This window comes from Bradyrhizobium manausense, assembly GCF_018131105.1.
In the GTDB taxonomy this organism is placed as follows: Bacteria; Pseudomonadota; Alphaproteobacteria; order Rhizobiales; family Xanthobacteraceae; genus Bradyrhizobium; species Bradyrhizobium manausense_B.
Genome location: NZ_JAFCJI010000001.1, coordinates 3909259 through 3925975, shown reverse-complemented (window position 1 = coordinate 3925975; position 16717 = coordinate 3909259). Strand labels below are relative to the sequence as shown.

Genomic DNA, 16717 nt, shown 5'->3' with positions numbered 1-16717 from the left:
GAGCATTTCGGATGGAGCAGCCCGTCTGGCAGGTTGATCGGAGTGAGACCGCGCCGGATTCCGTCCCGGCGGCGGGCCGCACCCTCGTGATCGATCTCGAGGGCGCGCTGCTGCGCTCCGAGCTGCTGATGGAGGCGCTGTTCTCTGCGCCTGCGCGCATGCTGGCCCGCTTCGGGGCGGGCGGACGCGCCGGCATGGCGGCGCTCACGGATATCCTGGCGCGCGCCGAGCTCGACTACGCCCACCTGCCCTACGATGCCGATGTGCTGAACCAGGCGCTGGCAGCGCGGGCGCGCGGCGCGAAGATCTTTCTGGTCGCGGGCCGCTTCGCTGCTCATGCCGCCGGCATCGCCGCTCATCTCGGCTTTGACGGCATCGTTACGCCCGCCGCCCTCGCGGCCGGCGATGATCTGCCGTTCGATCGCGCCGCGGTCGAACGCATCGACGGGGTCAGCCGTGGCCGCGCGAGTCTCAAGACCTGGGCGAAGGCGCTGCGGTTCTACCAATACGCCAAGAACACGCTGCTGTTCGTGCCTGTCATCACCGCGCATCAGATGAATCTCGCAACGCTCGGCTCCACGCTGCTGGCGTTCCTGGCGTTCTCGGCCTGCGCGTCCGGCGCCTATCTGATGAACGATCTGCTCGATCTCGCCGCGGATCGCCAGCATCCGACCAAGCGCCATCGCGCGCTCGCGTCCGGTGACCTCAAGATCTCGTCGGCCCTCTCGGCGATCCCTGCTCTGTGGCTGTTTGCGCTCGCCGCCAGCCTCTGCATCTCGCCGCTTTTCCTCGGTGTGATCGCCGCCTATCTCGCCACCACGATCGCCTATTCGCTCGTGCTCAAGCGCAAGATGCTGGTCGACGTCGTCACGCTCGCCGGCCTCTATTCCTTGCGCATCGTTGCCGGCGCGGTTGCGGCCGGCGTCATGCTGTCGGAATGGCTGATGGTGTTCTCGCTGTTCGTGTTCACCTCGCTCGCGCTGATCAAGCGCTTCAGCGAGCTCAGCATGCGCCAGGGCGAAGGCCTCGCCGATCCCTCGAACCGCGACTACCGCATCAGCGATCTGCACATCATCGCCGCGATGGCGGCGGCGAGCGCGATGAACGCGGTGACGGTGTTCGCCCTCTACGTCTCATCCTCCGCGGTGACGCCGCTCTACAGCCGCCCCTGGCTGCTCTGGCTGCTGGCGCCCCTGCTGCTCTACTGGTTCGGCCGGGCGCTGATGATCGCGCATCGCCGCGAGATGCCCGATGATCCCATCATCTACGCGTTCCGGGACGGCGCGAGCCGCACCACCGTGGCGGCGATGGTCTGCATCATGCTGGCGGCGATCTGAGCCAACGGCTGCTTGCGCGGCTCGCCCCGAGTGGCTAAATCGCGGGCGATCCGCTTGACCTAGGCTGCCGACTGACCGATTCGATTGAGGGTTTGAAAACGCCATGACCGTACGCCTGCATCGCGGCGACCTGCCTGACCTCTCCCGCTACACCGGCGCGGTGGCGATCGACACCGAGACCATGGGCCTGAACCCGCATCGCGATCGCCTCTGCGTGGTCCAGCTCTCGCCGGGTGACGGCAGCGCCGACGTGGTGCAGATCCCCAAGGGCCACACCGATGCGCCGAACCTGAAGGCCCTGCTGGCCAATCCCGCCATCACGAAGATCTTCCATTTCGCCCGGTTCGACGTCGCGGTGCTGTACCAGAGCTTCGGCGTCATGACCGGACCGATCTACTGCACCAAGATCGCCTCCCGCCTGACCCGGACCTATACCGACCGCCATGGCCTCAAGGACCTCGTCCGTGAGGTGCTCAATGTCGATCTCTCCAAGCAGCAGCAATCGAGCGATTGGGGTTCCGACAGCCTGACCGAGCCGCAGCTCGCCTACGCCGCCTCCGACGTGCTGCATCTGCATGCCCTGCGCGAGCGGCTCGATGCCATGCTGGTCCGGGAAGGCCGCACGGCGCTGGCCAAGGCCTGTTTCGACTTCCTGCCGACCCGCGCCCTGCTGGACCTCCAGGGCTGGGAGGAAGAGGACATTTTCGCGCATTCCTGAGCGGGCGAGGGGCTGTTAGCTTGGGCAAGCGCCCCGTTTCGGACACTTTCCTGCGGCCTCTCGCGGGCTGCATATTCGGGCGTTGCCGGGTACAATGGCGCGGCGTTCGACCGGACAAGGCGAGCGACAGCCCGGAGCAGCGGTGAATTCGGCCCATAATCCCACCTACGACGCCGCGCTTGCGGCGAAGTTTGCCAGCGCGGCGCGCCACAGCCGCCTGGTGCGGATTCTGCGCATCGCGGTGCCGGCGACGGTGGCTGCATCCATGGCCGCGATCGTCGCGGTCTCGACCTTCCTCAATCCCTTCAAGATTCCCATCAAGCTCGATTCCGGAAATCTGGTGGTGACCGGCACCAAGATCACGATGGAAGCGCCGCACCTCTCCGGCTACACGCCGGATCAGCGGCCCTACGAGCTCTGGGCCAAGACCGCGATGCAGGACATCACCGATCCCGATCATGTCGACCTCAATGATCTGCGCTCGAAGGTGCTGATGGAAGACAAGTCGACCCTGCTGCTCGATGCCCGCACCGGTCGTTTCGACAACAAGCAGCAGCAGCTCGATCTGCACAAGGACATCTTCCTGCGCACCTCCACCGGCTACGAGGCGCGGCTGAACTCCGCTTTCGTAGACATGAACAAGGGCACGGTCTCCTCGGACGAGCATGTCGACGTCAAGCTCACCAACGGCACGCTCACCGCCGACCGGCTGCGCATCACGGAAGGCGGCGACGTCATCCGCTTCGAAGGCAATGTCGTGATGCATCTGGACAAGATCAGCACCGATGACGCGACGCCCGCGCCGGTCGAGCAGCCCGCACCGCCGCCGCCTCCGAAGTCGAAGAACAAATCTGCGAACTCAAAGTGATTTTCATGGTTGATCTTTTTTCGCGCTACGACAGCAAATGGCGCGCCATCCTCGGTGCGGCTTCGCTTGTCGTGGGGCTTGCGCTGGTCACGACGGCTTCGGCATTTGCTCAAGGCGTGGCGCAGGGCGTGCCGAACGCGATGCAGGGCTTTTCGCAGAACCGCGACCAACCGATCCAGATCGAGGCCGCTTCGCTCGAGATGCGCGACAAAAAGAAGGAAGCGACCTTCTCGGGCAATGTGAAGGTCGTGCAGGGCGACACCACCATGACCTCGAAGACGCTGGTGGTGTTCTACGAATCCAGCAGCGACAAGCAGGCCGCGCCGCAGGCAGCTCCTGCAAAGGGTGCGAAGGCGGCACCGATGCAATCGGCAACGCCGGGACCGGGCGGCGCTTCCTCGATCAAGCGGCTGGAAGCGCGCGGCAATGTCGTCGTCACCCAGAAGGACCAGGTGGTCACCGGCGAGACCGCTGTTTTCGACACCAAGACCAACCTCATCACCATGCTCGGCGGGTCGGGGGGCCAGGTGGTCCTGACCCAGTGCCAGAACGTGCTGCGTGGGGACCGCCTGCTGGTCGACATGACCACCGGCGTCTCCCGGGTGGAATCCGACAGCGGCAAGGGTGTGCAGGGCCTGTTCATCCAGTCCCAGGGCGGCGGCAACGGCAAATGTGGAACGCCCGTGGCCCCCGGCGCGGGCTCGCCCCTGCAATTGCCCGGCCCAACCAAACAAAAGTAAATTCCAGGCGTAACTTCAATGACTTGTGTGCGGAGGCGGCCGATCCGAGGTTGAAGCTTGCGCTGCGAGACTGTATCTAGCGCGCAGGGCTTTCAAAGCGGGGTCCGCCGCTTTTCGGGCGTGTTTCACTGGGCATGAGACATCCCATAACTCATGCTGCGTCGGCGAATCGAATTGCCGGCGTGGCGGCTCGCGCGAATGTCGCGCAGGATCCGTAGAAGGCTAGAAGGCGGGGATGGTCGATCTCTTCAGCATGTTCCGTCGGCGCCCCGCCAAGCGCGGCCGGCCAGGATTTGCCCGCCAGGACATCACCGCGCTCGGTGACAGCGTTGGCGGCCTGGTGGCGAGCCCCGTCAGGGACGCCCCGCCGATTGCCCGTGACCAGCCGATGCAGGCCCCGGACCCCTACGGCGCCGAGGCGCCCCCGCGGTCACGCCCGGCAGCGGCCCAGCCTCCGCAAGCCAGATCCAGCACCAGCACCAGGACCAACGGCGCAGGCGGACCGCAATTGTTGCGGCGTCCAGGCTTCCTGGCTGTTCATAGCGTGGAAAAGAGTTTCGGCAGCCGCCAGGTGGTGCGCGGTGTCAGCATCTATGTGCGCCGCGGCGAAGCGGTCGGCCTGCTCGGCCCGAACGGCGCCGGCAAGACCACCGTGTTCTACATGATCACAGGCCTGATCAAGGCCGATCGCGGCGCGATCGAGCTCGACGGCCACGACGTCACCAAGCTGCCGATGTATCAGCGGGCGCGGCTCGGCATCGGCTATCTGCCGCAGGAAGCCTCGATCTTCCGCGGCCTCACCGTCGAGCAGAACATCCGCGCCGTGCTCGAAGTGGTCGAGCCGTCGCGCAAGAAGCGCGAGCAACAGCTCGACTCGCTGCTCGACGAATTCAACATCACGCGCCTGCGGAAATCACCGTCGATCGCGCTGTCGGGCGGCGAGCGCCGCCGCGTCGAGATCGCGCGGGCGCTGGCGACGCGTCCGAACTACATGCTGCTCGACGAGCCCTTCGCGGGCATTGATCCGATCGCCGTGGGCGACATTCAGGACCTCGTCCGCCATCTCACCAACCGCGGCATCGGCGTCTTGATCACCGACCACAATGTGCGCGAGACGCTCGGCCTCACCGATCGCGCCTACATCGTCTATGCCGGTGAGATCCTGACGGAGGGCAGCCCGGACGAGATCGTCGCCGATCCCGATGTTCGCCGCCTTTACCTTGGCGAGGAATTCCGCCTGTAGCCCGTTTTCCATTTCGTCAAGACGTGTACATCGGGTCGGGACTAGGATAAGCAAGAATCGGACCAATTTTCGGATCGTTCTTGCGACATGGCGCTTACGCAGAGATTAGAGTTCCGGCAATCGCAGTCGCTGGTCATGACGCCGCAGCTGATGCAGGCGATCAAGCTGCTGCAGCTGTCGAATCTCGATCTCACGACCTTCGTGGAGGAGGAACTCGAGCGTAATCCTCTGCTCGAGCGGGCCAATGACGAGGCCGGCGGCGGCGAAGCCCCGGCCGAGACCGCCCAGTTCAGCGACGGCGATGGCGACGATTCGGGCAGTCAGGGCGACAGTGACGGCTTCGGCGGCAGCGGCGACGCGTTCGAGCCCGGCCAGGAAGAATGGCTGAGCAAGGATCTCGGCACCCGCGCCGAGATCGAGCAGACCCTGGACACCGGCCTGGACAACGTCTTCTCCGAGGAGCCGGCCGAGGCGGCTGCGCGCAACGCCCAGGATGCCGCGCCGACTACCTATACGGAGTGGGGCGGCGGCGCCTCCGGCGACGAGGACTACAATCTCGAAGCCTTCGTTGCGGCGGAGATGACGCTCTCCGACCATCTCGCTGAGCAGCTTTCGGTCGCCTTCACCGGCGCGGCGCAGCGCATGATCGGGCAGTACCTGATCGACCTCGTCGACGAAGCCGGCTATCTGCCGCTCGATCTCGGCCAGGCGGCCGAGCGGCTCGGCGCGACGCAAGCCGATGTCGACGACGTTCTTGCCGTGTTGCAAAAATTCGATCCGCCCGGCGTCTGTGCGCGCAACCTGAGCGAATGCCTGGCGATCCAGCTCCGCGAGCTCGATCGCTACGATCCCGCGATGCAGGCCCTCGTCGAGCATCTCGATCTCCTCGCCAGGCGGGACATCGCCGCACTTCGCAAGCTCTGCGGCGTCGACGACGAGGACATCGCCGACATGATCGGCGAGATCAGGCGGCTCAATCCCAAGCCCGGCATGAAGTTCGGCTCGGCGCGGCTTCAGACCATGGTGCCCGACGTCTATGTCCGCCCGGGTCCTGACGGCGGCTGGCATGTCGAGCTCAACAGCGACACCTTGCCGCGCGTGCTTGTCAACCAGACCTACTATTCCGAACTGTCGAAGAAGATCGGCAAGGACGGCGACAAATCCTATTTCAGCGACGCGCTGCAAAACGCGACCTGGCTGGTGCGCGCGCTCGACCAGCGCGCCCGCACCATCCTGAAAGTTGCGACCGAGATCGTGCGCCAGCAGGACGGCTTCTTCACCCATGGTGTCGCACATTTGAGGCCGCTGAATCTGAAGGCCGTGGCCGACGCCATCCAGATGCATGAATCCACGGTGTCGCGCGTCACGGCCAACAAATACATGGCGACAAATCGCGGCACATTCGAGCTGAAATATTTCTTCACGGCCTCGATCGCCTCGGCCGACGGCGGCGAGGCGCATTCGGCCGAAGCCGTGCGTCACCACATCAAGCAGCTGATCGATTCGGAAGAACCGTCCGCAATCCTGTCGGATGACACCATCGTGGAACGCTTGCGCGCTTCGGGCATTGATATTGCCCGCCGCACGGTCGCGAAGTACCGCGAAGCCATGCGCATTCCGTCCTCGGTGCAACGCCGTCGTGACAAGCAGAGCGCTCTTGGTAACGTCCTTTCCACCGCGATGTCCGATCGTTCCCGCAACACCGAGCCGGCCTGATTGCGCTGGCGCGAAATCGCGCTACTCTCACTTCCCCATCGCGACCGATCCAAGCACGCGCATGATCCGGAAAAGTGTACAGCGGTTTTCCCTCCCGACAAACGCCAGAGCGTTTGCGGGGAGATCATGCGCAGGGAATAACCCGGCTACGATGACGCGTCATCGTAGCTGGGCGCCAACCAAGCGAGGCATCACATGACTCTTCGGATATCGGGCAAGAGCGTTAGCGTCGGCGAGGCCCTCCGCGGCCGCGTCACCGACCGGACCGAAGAGGTCCTGCGTAAATATTTCGACGGCAATTATTCCGGTCACATCACGCTCAGCAAGGACGGCTTCGGTTTCCGTACCGACTGCGCGCTGCATCTCGATTCCGGAATCACGCTGGAAGCCGATTCGAACGCGCAGGACGCCTATGCCAGCGCCGACCAGGCGCTGATCATGATCGAGAAGCGGCTCAAGCGCTACAAGAGCCGGCTCAAGGATCGCTCGGCCCGCAAGGCCCATGTTGCCTCCGCGGCGCTGGCCGCTCTGGATGCCACGGCCTACGTGCTGGAAGCGCCGGGCGAGGGTGACGACGAGGACGAGGTCACCGGATACAGCCCCGTGATCATCGCCGAGGCCACAACCTCGCTGAAGCAAATGTCAGTCAGCGAGGCGGTGATGGAACTCGACCTCAGCGGAGCACCCTGCCTGGTATTCCAGCACGGTTCCTCGGGACGGGTGAACATCATCTACCGCCGGGCCGACGGCAATGTCGGCTGGATCGACCCGCCTGGCGCCAAACCGGACGGGAAGGCGGGCGGTTAGGACCGAAACGGGACCCCGTATCAACCACAGCCCTAACAATGACCGGGGCAAAGCCGCACGCGGGAGTTGGCACCGGGATTGCGTTGGAGTAGAAGCGCCCCACATCAGGATCGGGGCTAAGTCCCCCTCCTGCTTCACCTTCTTGACGCCGGCCAGGCTCGATCCAATCGAGCCGGCCAATTCGGAACCTGACGGTTTAATTCACCTCGGAACACTTTCATGCCGATTACCGATCTGGTCGCGCCCGAGGCGATTCTCCCGGCATTGAAGGTCAACAGCAAGAAGCAGGCGCTCCAGGAACTCGCGGCCAAGGCCGCCGAGCTGACCGGCCAGAATGAGCGCGCGGTGTTCGAGGTGCTGCTCCAGCGCGAGAAGCTCGGCACCACCGCGGTCGGCTATGGCGTCGCCATTCCCCACGGCAAGCTGCCCAAGCTCGAGAAGATCTTTGGCCTGTTCGCCCGTCTCGACCGTCCGATCGATTTCGAGGCGATGGACGGCCAGCCGGTCGATCTCGTCTTCCTGCTGCTCGCCCCCGAAGGCGCCGGTGCCGATCATCTGAAGGCGCTGGCCCGCATCGCCCGGCTGCTGCGCGATCAGGACATCGCCAAGAAGCTCCGCGCCTCGCGCGACGCGCAGGCGATCTACTCGGTGCTGGCGTTGCCGCCGGCGACTGCGGCGTAATCTCTCGAGAGAGTTGCGATCTGCTGCTTCATGCTCCGTCATTGCGAGGAGCCTTGCGACGACGCAATCCAGGCTGTCACCGCGGCAAGATTCTTGATTGCTTCGCTGCGCTCGCAATGACGAGGAGAGTGCGGGCGCCGGTCGCCTGCTTCAGCAAACCGTCGGCAGCAGGCGCCGGACTTCGTCGAGCAATTCGGGGACAGCCGTCTTGTCACCCGCAAGGTGCTTGAGCAGCGCACTCTGGAAGAGGCCGTCGAACAGCGCATAGAGCGCGGCTGGCGATGACGCCGGCCGCTTGCCGGCGAGTTCGGCATAGCGCGATGCGATGCGCCAGATCATCGCCTCCAGGCTCTTGTCGATCTCGAGCACGTCCTTGCGAAACGCCGCCTCGAACATCGCCTGCGAGCGCAAATCATACCAGAGCCGGTGCATGCGGGCTTCGCTCTGCAAGGTTGCCGCGAGCTTGGCGAGGAAGCCTTCCGTCAATTCGTCGCGGCTCGTTGCGGTCGCGACGACCTCGTCATATCGCGTCACACACTTCGCCTTGTAGTGGCGGACGCAGCAGCAGATCAGGTCGAGCTTGTCGCTGAAATAATAGTGGAACACGCCGTGCGTGAACGCCGAGTTCTGCGCGATCTCGCGCAGGCTGGTGCGTGCGAAGCCGAGCTCTCCAAGCGTTTCGAGTGCGGCCTCGGCCAGCTCGATGCGGCGCGCGTTGAATTTCTCGTCGCGCAGCACCTCTGTCGCATCAGCCACACGCCGGGCCGCCCCCGTCACCTGCCGCGCCATCTCGTGCCTTCCTCAGTCCCGTTCTTTCAACGACCTATACCGCGTCATCAGCGGAATAGCTTCATCCCCCTCCACAACCACTTCCTTTGACAACTGTCAAATTCGAACTTGACAAGTGTCAAGATTCTGGCGGAGGTTCGCACCAAGAATTTGGACAGTCGTCAAGACGTCCGCCCATGGAGGAACGCTTCGCTGAGCGCGGCCGAATGGCCGGTCGCCCGTCGATCCGGCGCGCGCCGATTGTGCGCCGCACGAGTCAATCACCAGCAACGGAGGGAGTGCGTCATGAGTGGGAAGAGCCTTGCAGGCAGGAAAGCCCTGGTCACCGGCGGTGCCCGAGGGATCGGCGCGGCGATCGCGCAGGCGTTGGCGCGGGCCGGCGCCTCGGTCATGATCGCCGACATCCTCGAAGACACCGGCCGCGCCAGCGCGAGCGCAATCGCAAAGGAAGGTGTTGCCACTGGATTCGTCCAGCTCGACGTCACCGATGATGCGCAATGGGAGCGCGCGGTGGCGCAGACCGTCGACACGCTCGGCGGCTACGACATCCTGATCAACAATGCCGGCATCGAGATCACGTCGCTGATTTCGGAGGTCAAGGCCGAAGACGCGCGCCGGATGTGCGACGTCAACATCGTCGGCACCGTGCTCGGCATGAAGCATGCCTTCCGCGCGATGAAACCGGGCGGGGCCGCCGGCAAGGGTGGCGCTGTCGTCAACATCGCCTCGGTTGCTGCGACAATCGCATTTCCGGCCATCGCGGTTTATTCGGGCACCAAATCCGCGGTCGATCGCATGACGCGGGTCGGCGCGATGGAAGCCGGCAAGCTCGGCTTCGGCGTGCGCGTGAACTGCATCTATCCGGGCCTGATCCCGACCGACATGGGCATGCAGCTCGCCAATGACATCGTGAAGGTTGGTCTCGCGCCCGACGTCAACGCCGCCGTCGGCTCGGTGGTCGAGCAAACCCCGCTCGGCAAGCTCGCGGAGGTCGGAGACATCGCCGATGCCGCGGTGTTCCTGTGCTCGAACGAGGCGCGCTTCATCACCGGCATCGGCCTGCCCGTCGACGGCGGCATGGGCATGTAACGACAAAGCCGACAACAGAATTATCGGAGGAACGCAATGAGCGAGAAGAAGCCCGTCATCGTCTATGGCGCGTCCGGCTACACCGGCCGGCTCGTCTGCGAATATCTGCGCGAGTACAACATCCCCTTCATCGCCGCCGGCCGCAGCGCCGAGAAGCTCAACGCCGCGATGACGTCGAACGTGGCCGGCATCGAGACCGCCGATTACGAGGTGGTGACAGTGCCGCATACCGTTTCCGCGCTGACGGAACTGTTCAAGGGCGCCTCGGTGGTGCTCAACACCGTGGGCCCCTTCGCCAAGTTCGGCACCGAGGTGGTGCAGGCCTGCCTCGCTTCCAGGTGCCACTACACCGACACGACCGGTGAGCAGGATTGGCTGATCACGCTCGAACAGGAGTTTGGCGCGAAGTTCGCCAATGCCGGGCTGTTGCTCGCACCGGGCATCGCGCAGATGTACACCACCGGCGAGATCGCAGCCCAGCTGTGCCTGGAGACACCGGGCCTCGACACACTTGACATCGCCGTGTTCTGGGGCGGCAGCCCGACCATCGCCTCGACACAGACCATCCTGGTCAACGCCGCGATGGCCAAGGCCTACTATCTCGAGCAGAACAAGTATGTCGAGCATCAGCCCGATGCCGGCCTCTACAACCTCGCCATCCCCGGCCAGCACGAGCTGGCGCTGGCGCTGCCCTGGGGTGGCACTTCGCATCCGGTGTGGTTCAAGCGCGATCCGCGCGTGGCCAATGTGAAAGTCTTGGGCGGCGTGTTCAACCGCGCGCTGATGCTGGCCGTGCCGCAGATCGTCGCCGCCGCGCTGGATGCGACCAAGGACATGAAACCTGACGACCGCTACGCCGCGCTGGCGCAGACCGCTGCCGGCGTGATGAACACCATGCCACCGCGTGAGAACCCGCGCGTCAACAAGTCGATGGATTCGGTGCATGCCTCGGGCCCGCTGGGGCGCGCGCATTGCATCATCTACGGCAACAGCAACTACAAGCAGACCGGCCTGATGCAGGCCTATGCAGCGGCCCACCTGCTGCAGCAGCCGCCGAAGCGGGTCGGCTTCGCCTCCGGCTGCCAGGCATTTGGCCACCACGAATTGCTCGGCCAGCTCCGCAGCTTCGGGCTGGTCAGCAAGCCGATCCTCACTGTAAACGACTGAGCAGGATCGCGGGTGGCGCAATCGCGCGTCACCCGCCAACCACTTCGGTGTTGATCATGCGTTTCATCGATTACCTCGACAAGGGCGTGTCGCTCGGCCCCGATGCGCCGTGCCTGACCATGGATGCGCGCGAGTTCAGCTACCGCGAGGTGCAGCGATTGAGCTACCGGGTCGCGCGCGGGCTCGCGGGATCGGGCGTCGCGGCGGGCGAGAAGGTCGCCATCCTCTCCGGGAACGACCCGCTTGCCTTCGCCTGCGTATTCGGCATTTCGCGCGCCGGTGCGGTCTGGTGCCCGATCAATCCGCGCAACGAGGCGACCGAGAATAAATTCATTCTCGACCAGTTCGACTGCTCCGCGCTGCTGTTTCATTCGAGCTTCGCTCCGATGGTGGAGGCGGTCCGGTCTGATCTGCCGAAGCTGCGCGTGCTGGTCTGCCTCGATGCCGAGCTGCCGTTCGCGCCGTCCTTCGATACCTGGCTGCGAAACGTTTCGGACGACGAGTACCAGCGCGCGCCGGTCGACGACCTCGCGATGATCCCGGGCACCGGCGGCACCACCGGCAAACCCAAGGGCGTCATGCTGTCGGGCCGCAACATCGAGGCCATGACGGCCCTGACGCTGATGGGCTATCCGTTCAGGGGCCGCCCGGTCTACCTCGCATTGGCACCGCTGACGCACGCCGCCGGCGTGCTGTGCTTCCCGATCATGACGCTCGGCGGCCGCATCGTGATCATGCATCACCCCGACATCGGCGAATTCCTCGATCTCATCGAGCGTCACGCCGTCACGCATACGTTCCTGCCGCCGACCGTGATCTACATGTTGCTCGATCATCCCAGGCTCGACTCCGCGAAGCTCGGGTCCCTGCAATGCTTCTGGTACGGCGCGGCGCCGATCTCGGCCACGCGGCTTGCGGAGGCGTTGCGACGGATCGGGCCGATGGCGCAGCTGTTCGGCCAGACCGAAGCGCCGATGATGATTTCGATGATGGCGCCCGACGAGCATTACAATGCCGACGGCACGATCGCGATGCAGCGCCTGGCATCGGCCGGGCGGATCAGCCCGCTGGTGCAGGCCGGAATCATGGACGCGGACGGCAATCTGCTGCCGTCAGGCGAGCGCGGCGAGATCGTGGTCCGCGGATCGCTGGTGATGGACGGTTATTACAAGAATCCGCAGGCGACCACCGAGGCCTCGGCGCATGGATGGCATCACACCGGTGACGTCGGCTACATCGACGGTGACGGCTACCTCTACATCGTGGACCGCGCCAAGGACATGATCATCACCGGCGGCTTCAACGTCTATTCGATCGAGGTCGAGAACGCGTTACGGGCGCACGAGTCGGTGCAGGACTGCGCCGTCATCGGTCTGCCCGACGACAAATGGGGCGAGCGAATCGTTGCGATCGTGCAGCCGCGCCCCGGCCACCGCGTCGACGCGATTGCCTTGGCCGCCTTCGTCAAGCAGCGGATCGGCAGCATCAAGACGCCGAAGCAGATCGAAGTCTGGGACGACCTTCCTCGTTCCAAGGTCGGGAAGGTGCTGAAACCGGACATCCGCGCGCGTCTGGCGGATCGTTCAGGCGGCTAGCAAACCCCCGGCGCAAAAAAATACGCGGGCCGCCTCGATTGAGGTATGCCCGCGCATTCGAATTCGTCAGTCGTGCGCGTTAAGCGCGCGCGCTCAGTGCACGCTCACCGCCTGCAGCTCGTTGCTCCAGGCATTCGCAACCGCAGCTTCGCGGCTGTCGGTCAGCATGATCGGGGTGCCGTCGGCGGCGTGGAGCGCGAACAGCTTGAGGCCGGGCGCAATCTTCGGGGCCTCGGGGAACAGGCCGGGCACATCCTCGGAGCGGATCTGCTTCACATAGGCGATATGACCTTCGCCGAGGGTTGCCAGCGTCTCGGGCGAGGCGTTTCTGGCTTCGTATTCGAACGCAACGTGACCTTCACTCATGGTCTCGACTCCTCTGGAAAACTAAGCGGTCGAGTCCGCTACTCGTTCCATTATTCGTGCTCATTGATAGCGATTGTCTTAACGATCCTCTCCGGTTCAGGCCGGGCCAGGTCGATCGACAACAACCCGTTCTTCAGATCCGCACCCAGCACCAGCATCCCCTCCGCCAGCACGAAGGTGCGCTGGAAGTGGCGCGCGGCGATGCCGCGATGGATGTATTGCCGAGTCTTGTCGTCCTGCTGCCGCCCGCGAATCACGAGCTGGTTTTCCTCAATGGTTACATCGAGTTGGTCGCGGGTGAATCCGGCGACCGCCAGCGTGATGCGTAAGCGTTCGGGCTGGTTGTCCGCCTGGCCGCACCTCTCGATATTGTAGGGAGGGTAGCCGTCGGCGCCTTTGACGACGCGATCGAGCACGCGCTCGATTTCGTCGAAGCCCAGAAGGAACGGACTGGAAAGCGTTGGAACACGAGACATAGTTTACAAAGTCCTCTCGAAGCGACTTTGGCGTTTCGGGGCCCGATCAAGGCGCCCCTTGGTCAGCAATATGGGCATATCCCCGTGGGGGTTCAAGCACGTAGCGGAGGGCTGTGGATTCACTGCTTCCGCGGTTGCTGGCCGCGACGAATTTTCCGGGTGGATTATCCCAATGAAAACAGCGCCCCTTCTACTGTGCATGGGGTTGTTTTCGCGGCTTTTGCCGACAGGCTTGCTCGGAACGCGTCAAGCCTCGATTCGCGTCCGCCCGTCGCCGCTGAAGAGATGCAGCTTGGAGCGGATCGCCGCGACGCGGATCTGCTGGCCGATCGGCGGTGCCTCGGAACCCGGGATGCGGACGATGATTTCGCCGGGCGGCAGCTCGCCCGGATTGGCCGCGACGCGCTGCTCGTTGTGGGCGCGCGAGCCGTAGACAAAGGTCTCCGCGCCGACGCGCTCGATCGCTTCCACGGTCAGGGGCAGCGCGACGCCGCCTGATGGCGTCTGGTCGGTGATCGCAAAATCCTCCGGACGGATGCCGAGGATGCCGGCCTCGCCTGCGCCGCCGCCGAGCTGTGATTTGATTTCGTCGGCGCGTGTCGACATCAAATTCATGGGCGGCGCGCCGATGAAGGAGGCGACGAAGGTCGTCGCCGGCTTCTCGTAGATCGCGAGCGGATTGCCGACCTGCTCGACCTGCCCGCCGTTCATCACGACCAGGACGTCAGCAAGCGTCATCGCCTCGAGCTGATCGTGGGTGACGTAGATCGAGGTGACGTTGAGCCGGCGCTGCAGCTTGCGGATCTCGACGCGCATCGAGATGCGGAGCTTGGCATCGAGGTTCGAGAGCGGCTCGTCGAACAGGAACACCTTTGGCTGACGCACGATGGCGCGCCCCATGGCGACGCGCTGGCGCTGGCCGCCGGAGAGCTGGCGTGGCTTGCGCTCGAGCATCGACGTGAGCTCGAGCACGCGCGCGGCTTCCTCGACACGGGTCTTGATCTCGGCTTCCTTCATGCCGCGATTGCGCAGGCCGTAAGCCATGTTGTTGAAGACGCTCATATGCGGATAGAGCGCGTAGTTCTGGAACACCATCGCGATGTCGCGATCGGCGGGCTCGACCTGGTTGACGACCTTGCCGCCGATGTCGATCTCGCCGCCGGTGACGGTCTCGAGGCCCGCGACCATGCGGAGCAGTGTCGACTTGCCGCAGCCGCTGGGTCCGACCAGCACGCAGAACTGGCCGTCGCCGACATCGACGTTGACGCCCTTGATGGCCTCGAAGCCGCCGGTGTAGGTCTTGCGGACGTTGCGCAGGGTGACGTTGGCCATGTTTTCTACTTCGGCTCTCTACTTCTCGGTCTCGACCAGACCGCGCACGAACAATTTCTGCATGACGACGACGACGAACACCGGCGGCAGCATGGCCAGCACGGCGGTCGCCATCACGATCGGCCATTCGGTCAGCGCATCGTTGGTGGTCATCATCTTTCGAATGCCGATCTGGATGGTCTGCATGTCGTCGCGGGTGGTGATCAGCAGCGGCCAGAGATATTGATTCCAGCCGAGGATGAACAGGATGACGAACAGCGCGGCCATGTTGGTGCGCGACAGCGGCAGCAGCGTATCCCAGAAGAAGCGCAGGGGACCGGCACCGTCGATGCGCGAGGCCTCCAGCAATTCATCCGGCACGGTCATGAAGAACTGGCGGAACAGCAGCGTCGCGGTTGCCGATGCGATCAGCGGCAGCGCGAGGCCCGCATAGCTGTCGAGCAGGTGCAGGTCGGCGACGATCTTGTAGGTCGGATAGATGCGCACCTCGACCGGCAGCATCAGCGTGATGAAGATGAGCCAGAAGATCGGCATCCGGAACGGAAAGCGGAAATAGACGATGCCATAGGCCGAGATGATCGAGATCGCGATCTTGCCGACCGCGATCAGCAGCGCCATGATCAGCGAGTTCAGCATCATGTTGGCGACGGGCTCGCGGGTCGAGCCGCTCGTGCCGACGAAGATGGTCTGGTAGTAGACCTCGAAGAAATGGCCGCCGGGCAGCAGCGACATCTGGCCGTTGGCGATCAGCGCGTTGTCCTGGGTCGAGGCGACGAAGGCGACGTAGACCGGGAAGGCGACGATCGCGATCCCGATCCAGAGGATGATGTGGGCGACGTAACGTCGAAAGCCCTCTTGCTCGACCATCAGTAGGTCACCTTGCGTTCGACGAAGCGGAACTGGATTCCGGTCAGCACGATGACCATGATCATCAGGATGACCGATTGTGCCGCGGAGCTGCCGAGGTTCCCGCCGATCAGGCCGTCATTATAGACCTTGTAGACCAGCGTCTCCGTCGACTTGCCGGGACCGCCGCGCGTCATGGTGTCGATGATGCCGAACGTGTCGAAGAAGGCGTAGACGATGTTGATGACCAGCAGGAAGAAGATGGTCGGCGACAGCAGCGGGAAGGTCACGGTCCAGAACCGGCGCATCGGGCGCGCGCCGTCGATCGCGGCGGCTTCGAGCACGCTCTTCGGAATGGCCGCGAGCCCTGCGAGGAAGAACAGGAAATTATAGGAGATCTGCTTCCAGGCGGCGGCGATGATGACCAGCGTCGCGGCCTGGCCGCCGTCGAGCAGTGGATTCCATTCGATGCCGGCGGCGCGCAGATAGCGCGTGAGCACGCCCAGCGAGGGATGCAGCATGAACACCCAGAGCACGCCGACCACGGGCGGCGCCACGGCGTAGGGCCAGATCAGCAGCGTGCGATACACCGCACCGCCGCGCAGGGGTTTGTCCGCCATCACCGCGAGCAGCAGCGCGACCGAGAGCGAGGAGGCCGCGATCGCAAACGAGAAGAAGAAGGTCCGGACGATCGTCTCGAAATAGGCGGGGTCACGGAACAGCTCGACGTAATTGTCGAACCAGACGAAGCTCGTCGAGAGACCGAAAGCGTCCTGGAGCAGAAAGGACTGGATGACGGCCTGCAAGGCCGGCCAGTAGAAGAAAATCAGAACGATCGCGAGTTGCGGCGCAACGAGCGCATAGGGCAGCAGCTTTGATCGGAAGATGGCTTGCTTTTGCATGATGAGGGAGCGCCGGCGGGCCGCTGTAGTGGGCCCGCCGGTGCC

The 16717-nt window shown here is 64.3% G+C and carries 17 protein-coding genes; 11 read left to right on the top strand and 6 right to left on the bottom strand.

The genetic code is table 11. From position 1 onward, the window contains the following. The first annotated feature begins 11 nt into the window (after positions 1–11). From JQ631_RS18705 to ptsN, 8 genes are all read left to right on the top strand, one after another. Positions 12–1337, top strand: a complete 1326-nt coding sequence (locus JQ631_RS18705; RefSeq protein WP_212328140.1) for a UbiA family prenyltransferase — start codon at positions 12–14, stop codon at positions 1335–1337. Between the two features lie 103 nt (positions 1338–1440). Beyond that, entirely contained in the window at positions 1441–2055 is a 615-nt protein-coding gene (locus JQ631_RS18700) for a ribonuclease D (RefSeq protein ID WP_212328139.1), read from the top strand. A gap of 142 nt (positions 2056–2197) precedes the next feature. After that, positions 2198–2923 carry an LPS export ABC transporter periplasmic protein LptC gene (gene lptC / locus JQ631_RS18695; RefSeq protein WP_212328138.1) on the top strand — a complete coding sequence of 242 codons (726 nt, stop codon included), beginning with the start codon at positions 2198–2200 and terminating at the stop codon, positions 2921–2923. 5 nt (positions 2924–2928) lie between these two features. After that, complete coding sequence (locus JQ631_RS18690; protein ID WP_212328137.1) at positions 2929–3663, top strand: LptA/OstA family protein; 735 nt, start codon at positions 2929–2931, stop codon at positions 3661–3663. Between the two features lie 235 nt (positions 3664–3898). Then, positions 3899–4906 (top strand): LPS export ABC transporter ATP-binding protein, encoded by a 1008-nt coding sequence (lptB, locus tag JQ631_RS18685; protein ID WP_212328136.1) that lies wholly within the window; start codon positions 3899–3901, stop codon positions 4904–4906. Between the two features lie 87 nt (positions 4907–4993). Further along, positions 4994–6622: an RNA polymerase factor sigma-54 gene (rpoN, locus tag JQ631_RS18680; RefSeq protein ID WP_212328135.1), complete on the top strand. Its 1629-nt coding sequence runs from the start codon at positions 4994–4996 to the stop codon at positions 6620–6622. A gap of 195 nt (positions 6623–6817) precedes the next feature. After that, entirely contained in the window at positions 6818–7429 is a 612-nt protein-coding gene (gene hpf / locus JQ631_RS18675) for a ribosome hibernation-promoting factor, HPF/YfiA family (protein ID WP_212328134.1), read from the top strand. 219 nt (positions 7430–7648) lie between these two features. Further along, complete coding sequence (gene ptsN / locus JQ631_RS18670; RefSeq protein ID WP_063681444.1) at positions 7649–8110, top strand: PTS IIA-like nitrogen regulatory protein PtsN; 462 nt, start codon at positions 7649–7651, stop codon at positions 8108–8110. Between the two features lie 150 nt (positions 8111–8260). Here the strand turns inward: ptsN and JQ631_RS18665 are convergent, their stop codons facing one another. Continuing rightward, complete coding sequence (locus tag JQ631_RS18665) at positions 8261–8899, bottom strand: TetR/AcrR family transcriptional regulator (protein WP_212328133.1); 639 nt, start codon at positions 8897–8899, stop codon at positions 8261–8263. Between the two features lie 285 nt (positions 8900–9184). Between JQ631_RS18665 and JQ631_RS18660 the strand changes: the two genes are divergently transcribed. From JQ631_RS18660 to JQ631_RS18650, 3 genes are read left to right on the top strand one after another with little or no spacing between them, the layout of a single operon-like run. Beyond that, positions 9185–9988, top strand: a complete 804-nt coding sequence (locus JQ631_RS18660; RefSeq protein WP_212328132.1) for an SDR family NAD(P)-dependent oxidoreductase — start codon at positions 9185–9187, stop codon at positions 9986–9988. A gap of 36 nt (positions 9989–10024) precedes the next feature. Continuing rightward, positions 10025–11155 carry a DUF5938 domain-containing protein gene (locus tag JQ631_RS18655; protein WP_212328131.1) on the top strand — a complete coding sequence of 377 codons (1131 nt, stop codon included), beginning with the start codon at positions 10025–10027 and terminating at the stop codon, positions 11153–11155. 56 nt (positions 11156–11211) lie between these two features. Continuing rightward, positions 11212–12750 (top strand): acyl-CoA synthetase, encoded by a 1539-nt coding sequence (locus JQ631_RS18650; RefSeq protein WP_212328130.1) that lies wholly within the window; start codon positions 11212–11214, stop codon positions 12748–12750. A 93-nt stretch (positions 12751–12843) separates the two neighbouring features. On the opposite strand, the gene JQ631_RS18645 is transcribed toward JQ631_RS18650, so the two are convergent. The 5 genes from JQ631_RS18645 to ugpA form a co-directional block, all read right to left on the bottom strand. Next, positions 12844–13116 (bottom strand): BQ00720 family protein, encoded by a 273-nt coding sequence (locus JQ631_RS18645; RefSeq protein ID WP_212328129.1) that lies wholly within the window; start codon positions 13114–13116, stop codon positions 12844–12846. Positions 13117–13166: 50 nt separating this feature from the next. Beyond that, complete coding sequence (locus JQ631_RS18640; RefSeq protein ID WP_212328128.1) at positions 13167–13592, bottom strand: Hsp20 family protein; 426 nt, start codon at positions 13590–13592, stop codon at positions 13167–13169. Positions 13593–13838: 246 nt separating this feature from the next. Further along, positions 13839–14924 carry a sn-glycerol-3-phosphate import ATP-binding protein UgpC gene (locus JQ631_RS18635; protein WP_212328127.1) on the bottom strand — a complete coding sequence of 362 codons (1086 nt, stop codon included), beginning with the start codon at positions 14922–14924 and terminating at the stop codon, positions 13839–13841. A gap of 18 nt (positions 14925–14942) precedes the next feature. Then, complete coding sequence (ugpE, locus tag JQ631_RS18630; RefSeq protein WP_212328126.1) at positions 14943–15791, bottom strand: sn-glycerol-3-phosphate ABC transporter permease UgpE; 849 nt, start codon at positions 15789–15791, stop codon at positions 14943–14945. After that, entirely contained in the window at positions 15791–16672 is an 882-nt protein-coding gene (ugpA, locus tag JQ631_RS18625; protein ID WP_212328125.1) for a sn-glycerol-3-phosphate ABC transporter permease UgpA, read from the bottom strand. The genes ugpE and ugpA overlap by 1 nt, the downstream gene beginning before the upstream one ends. Between the last annotated feature and the right edge of the window lie 45 nt (positions 16673–16717).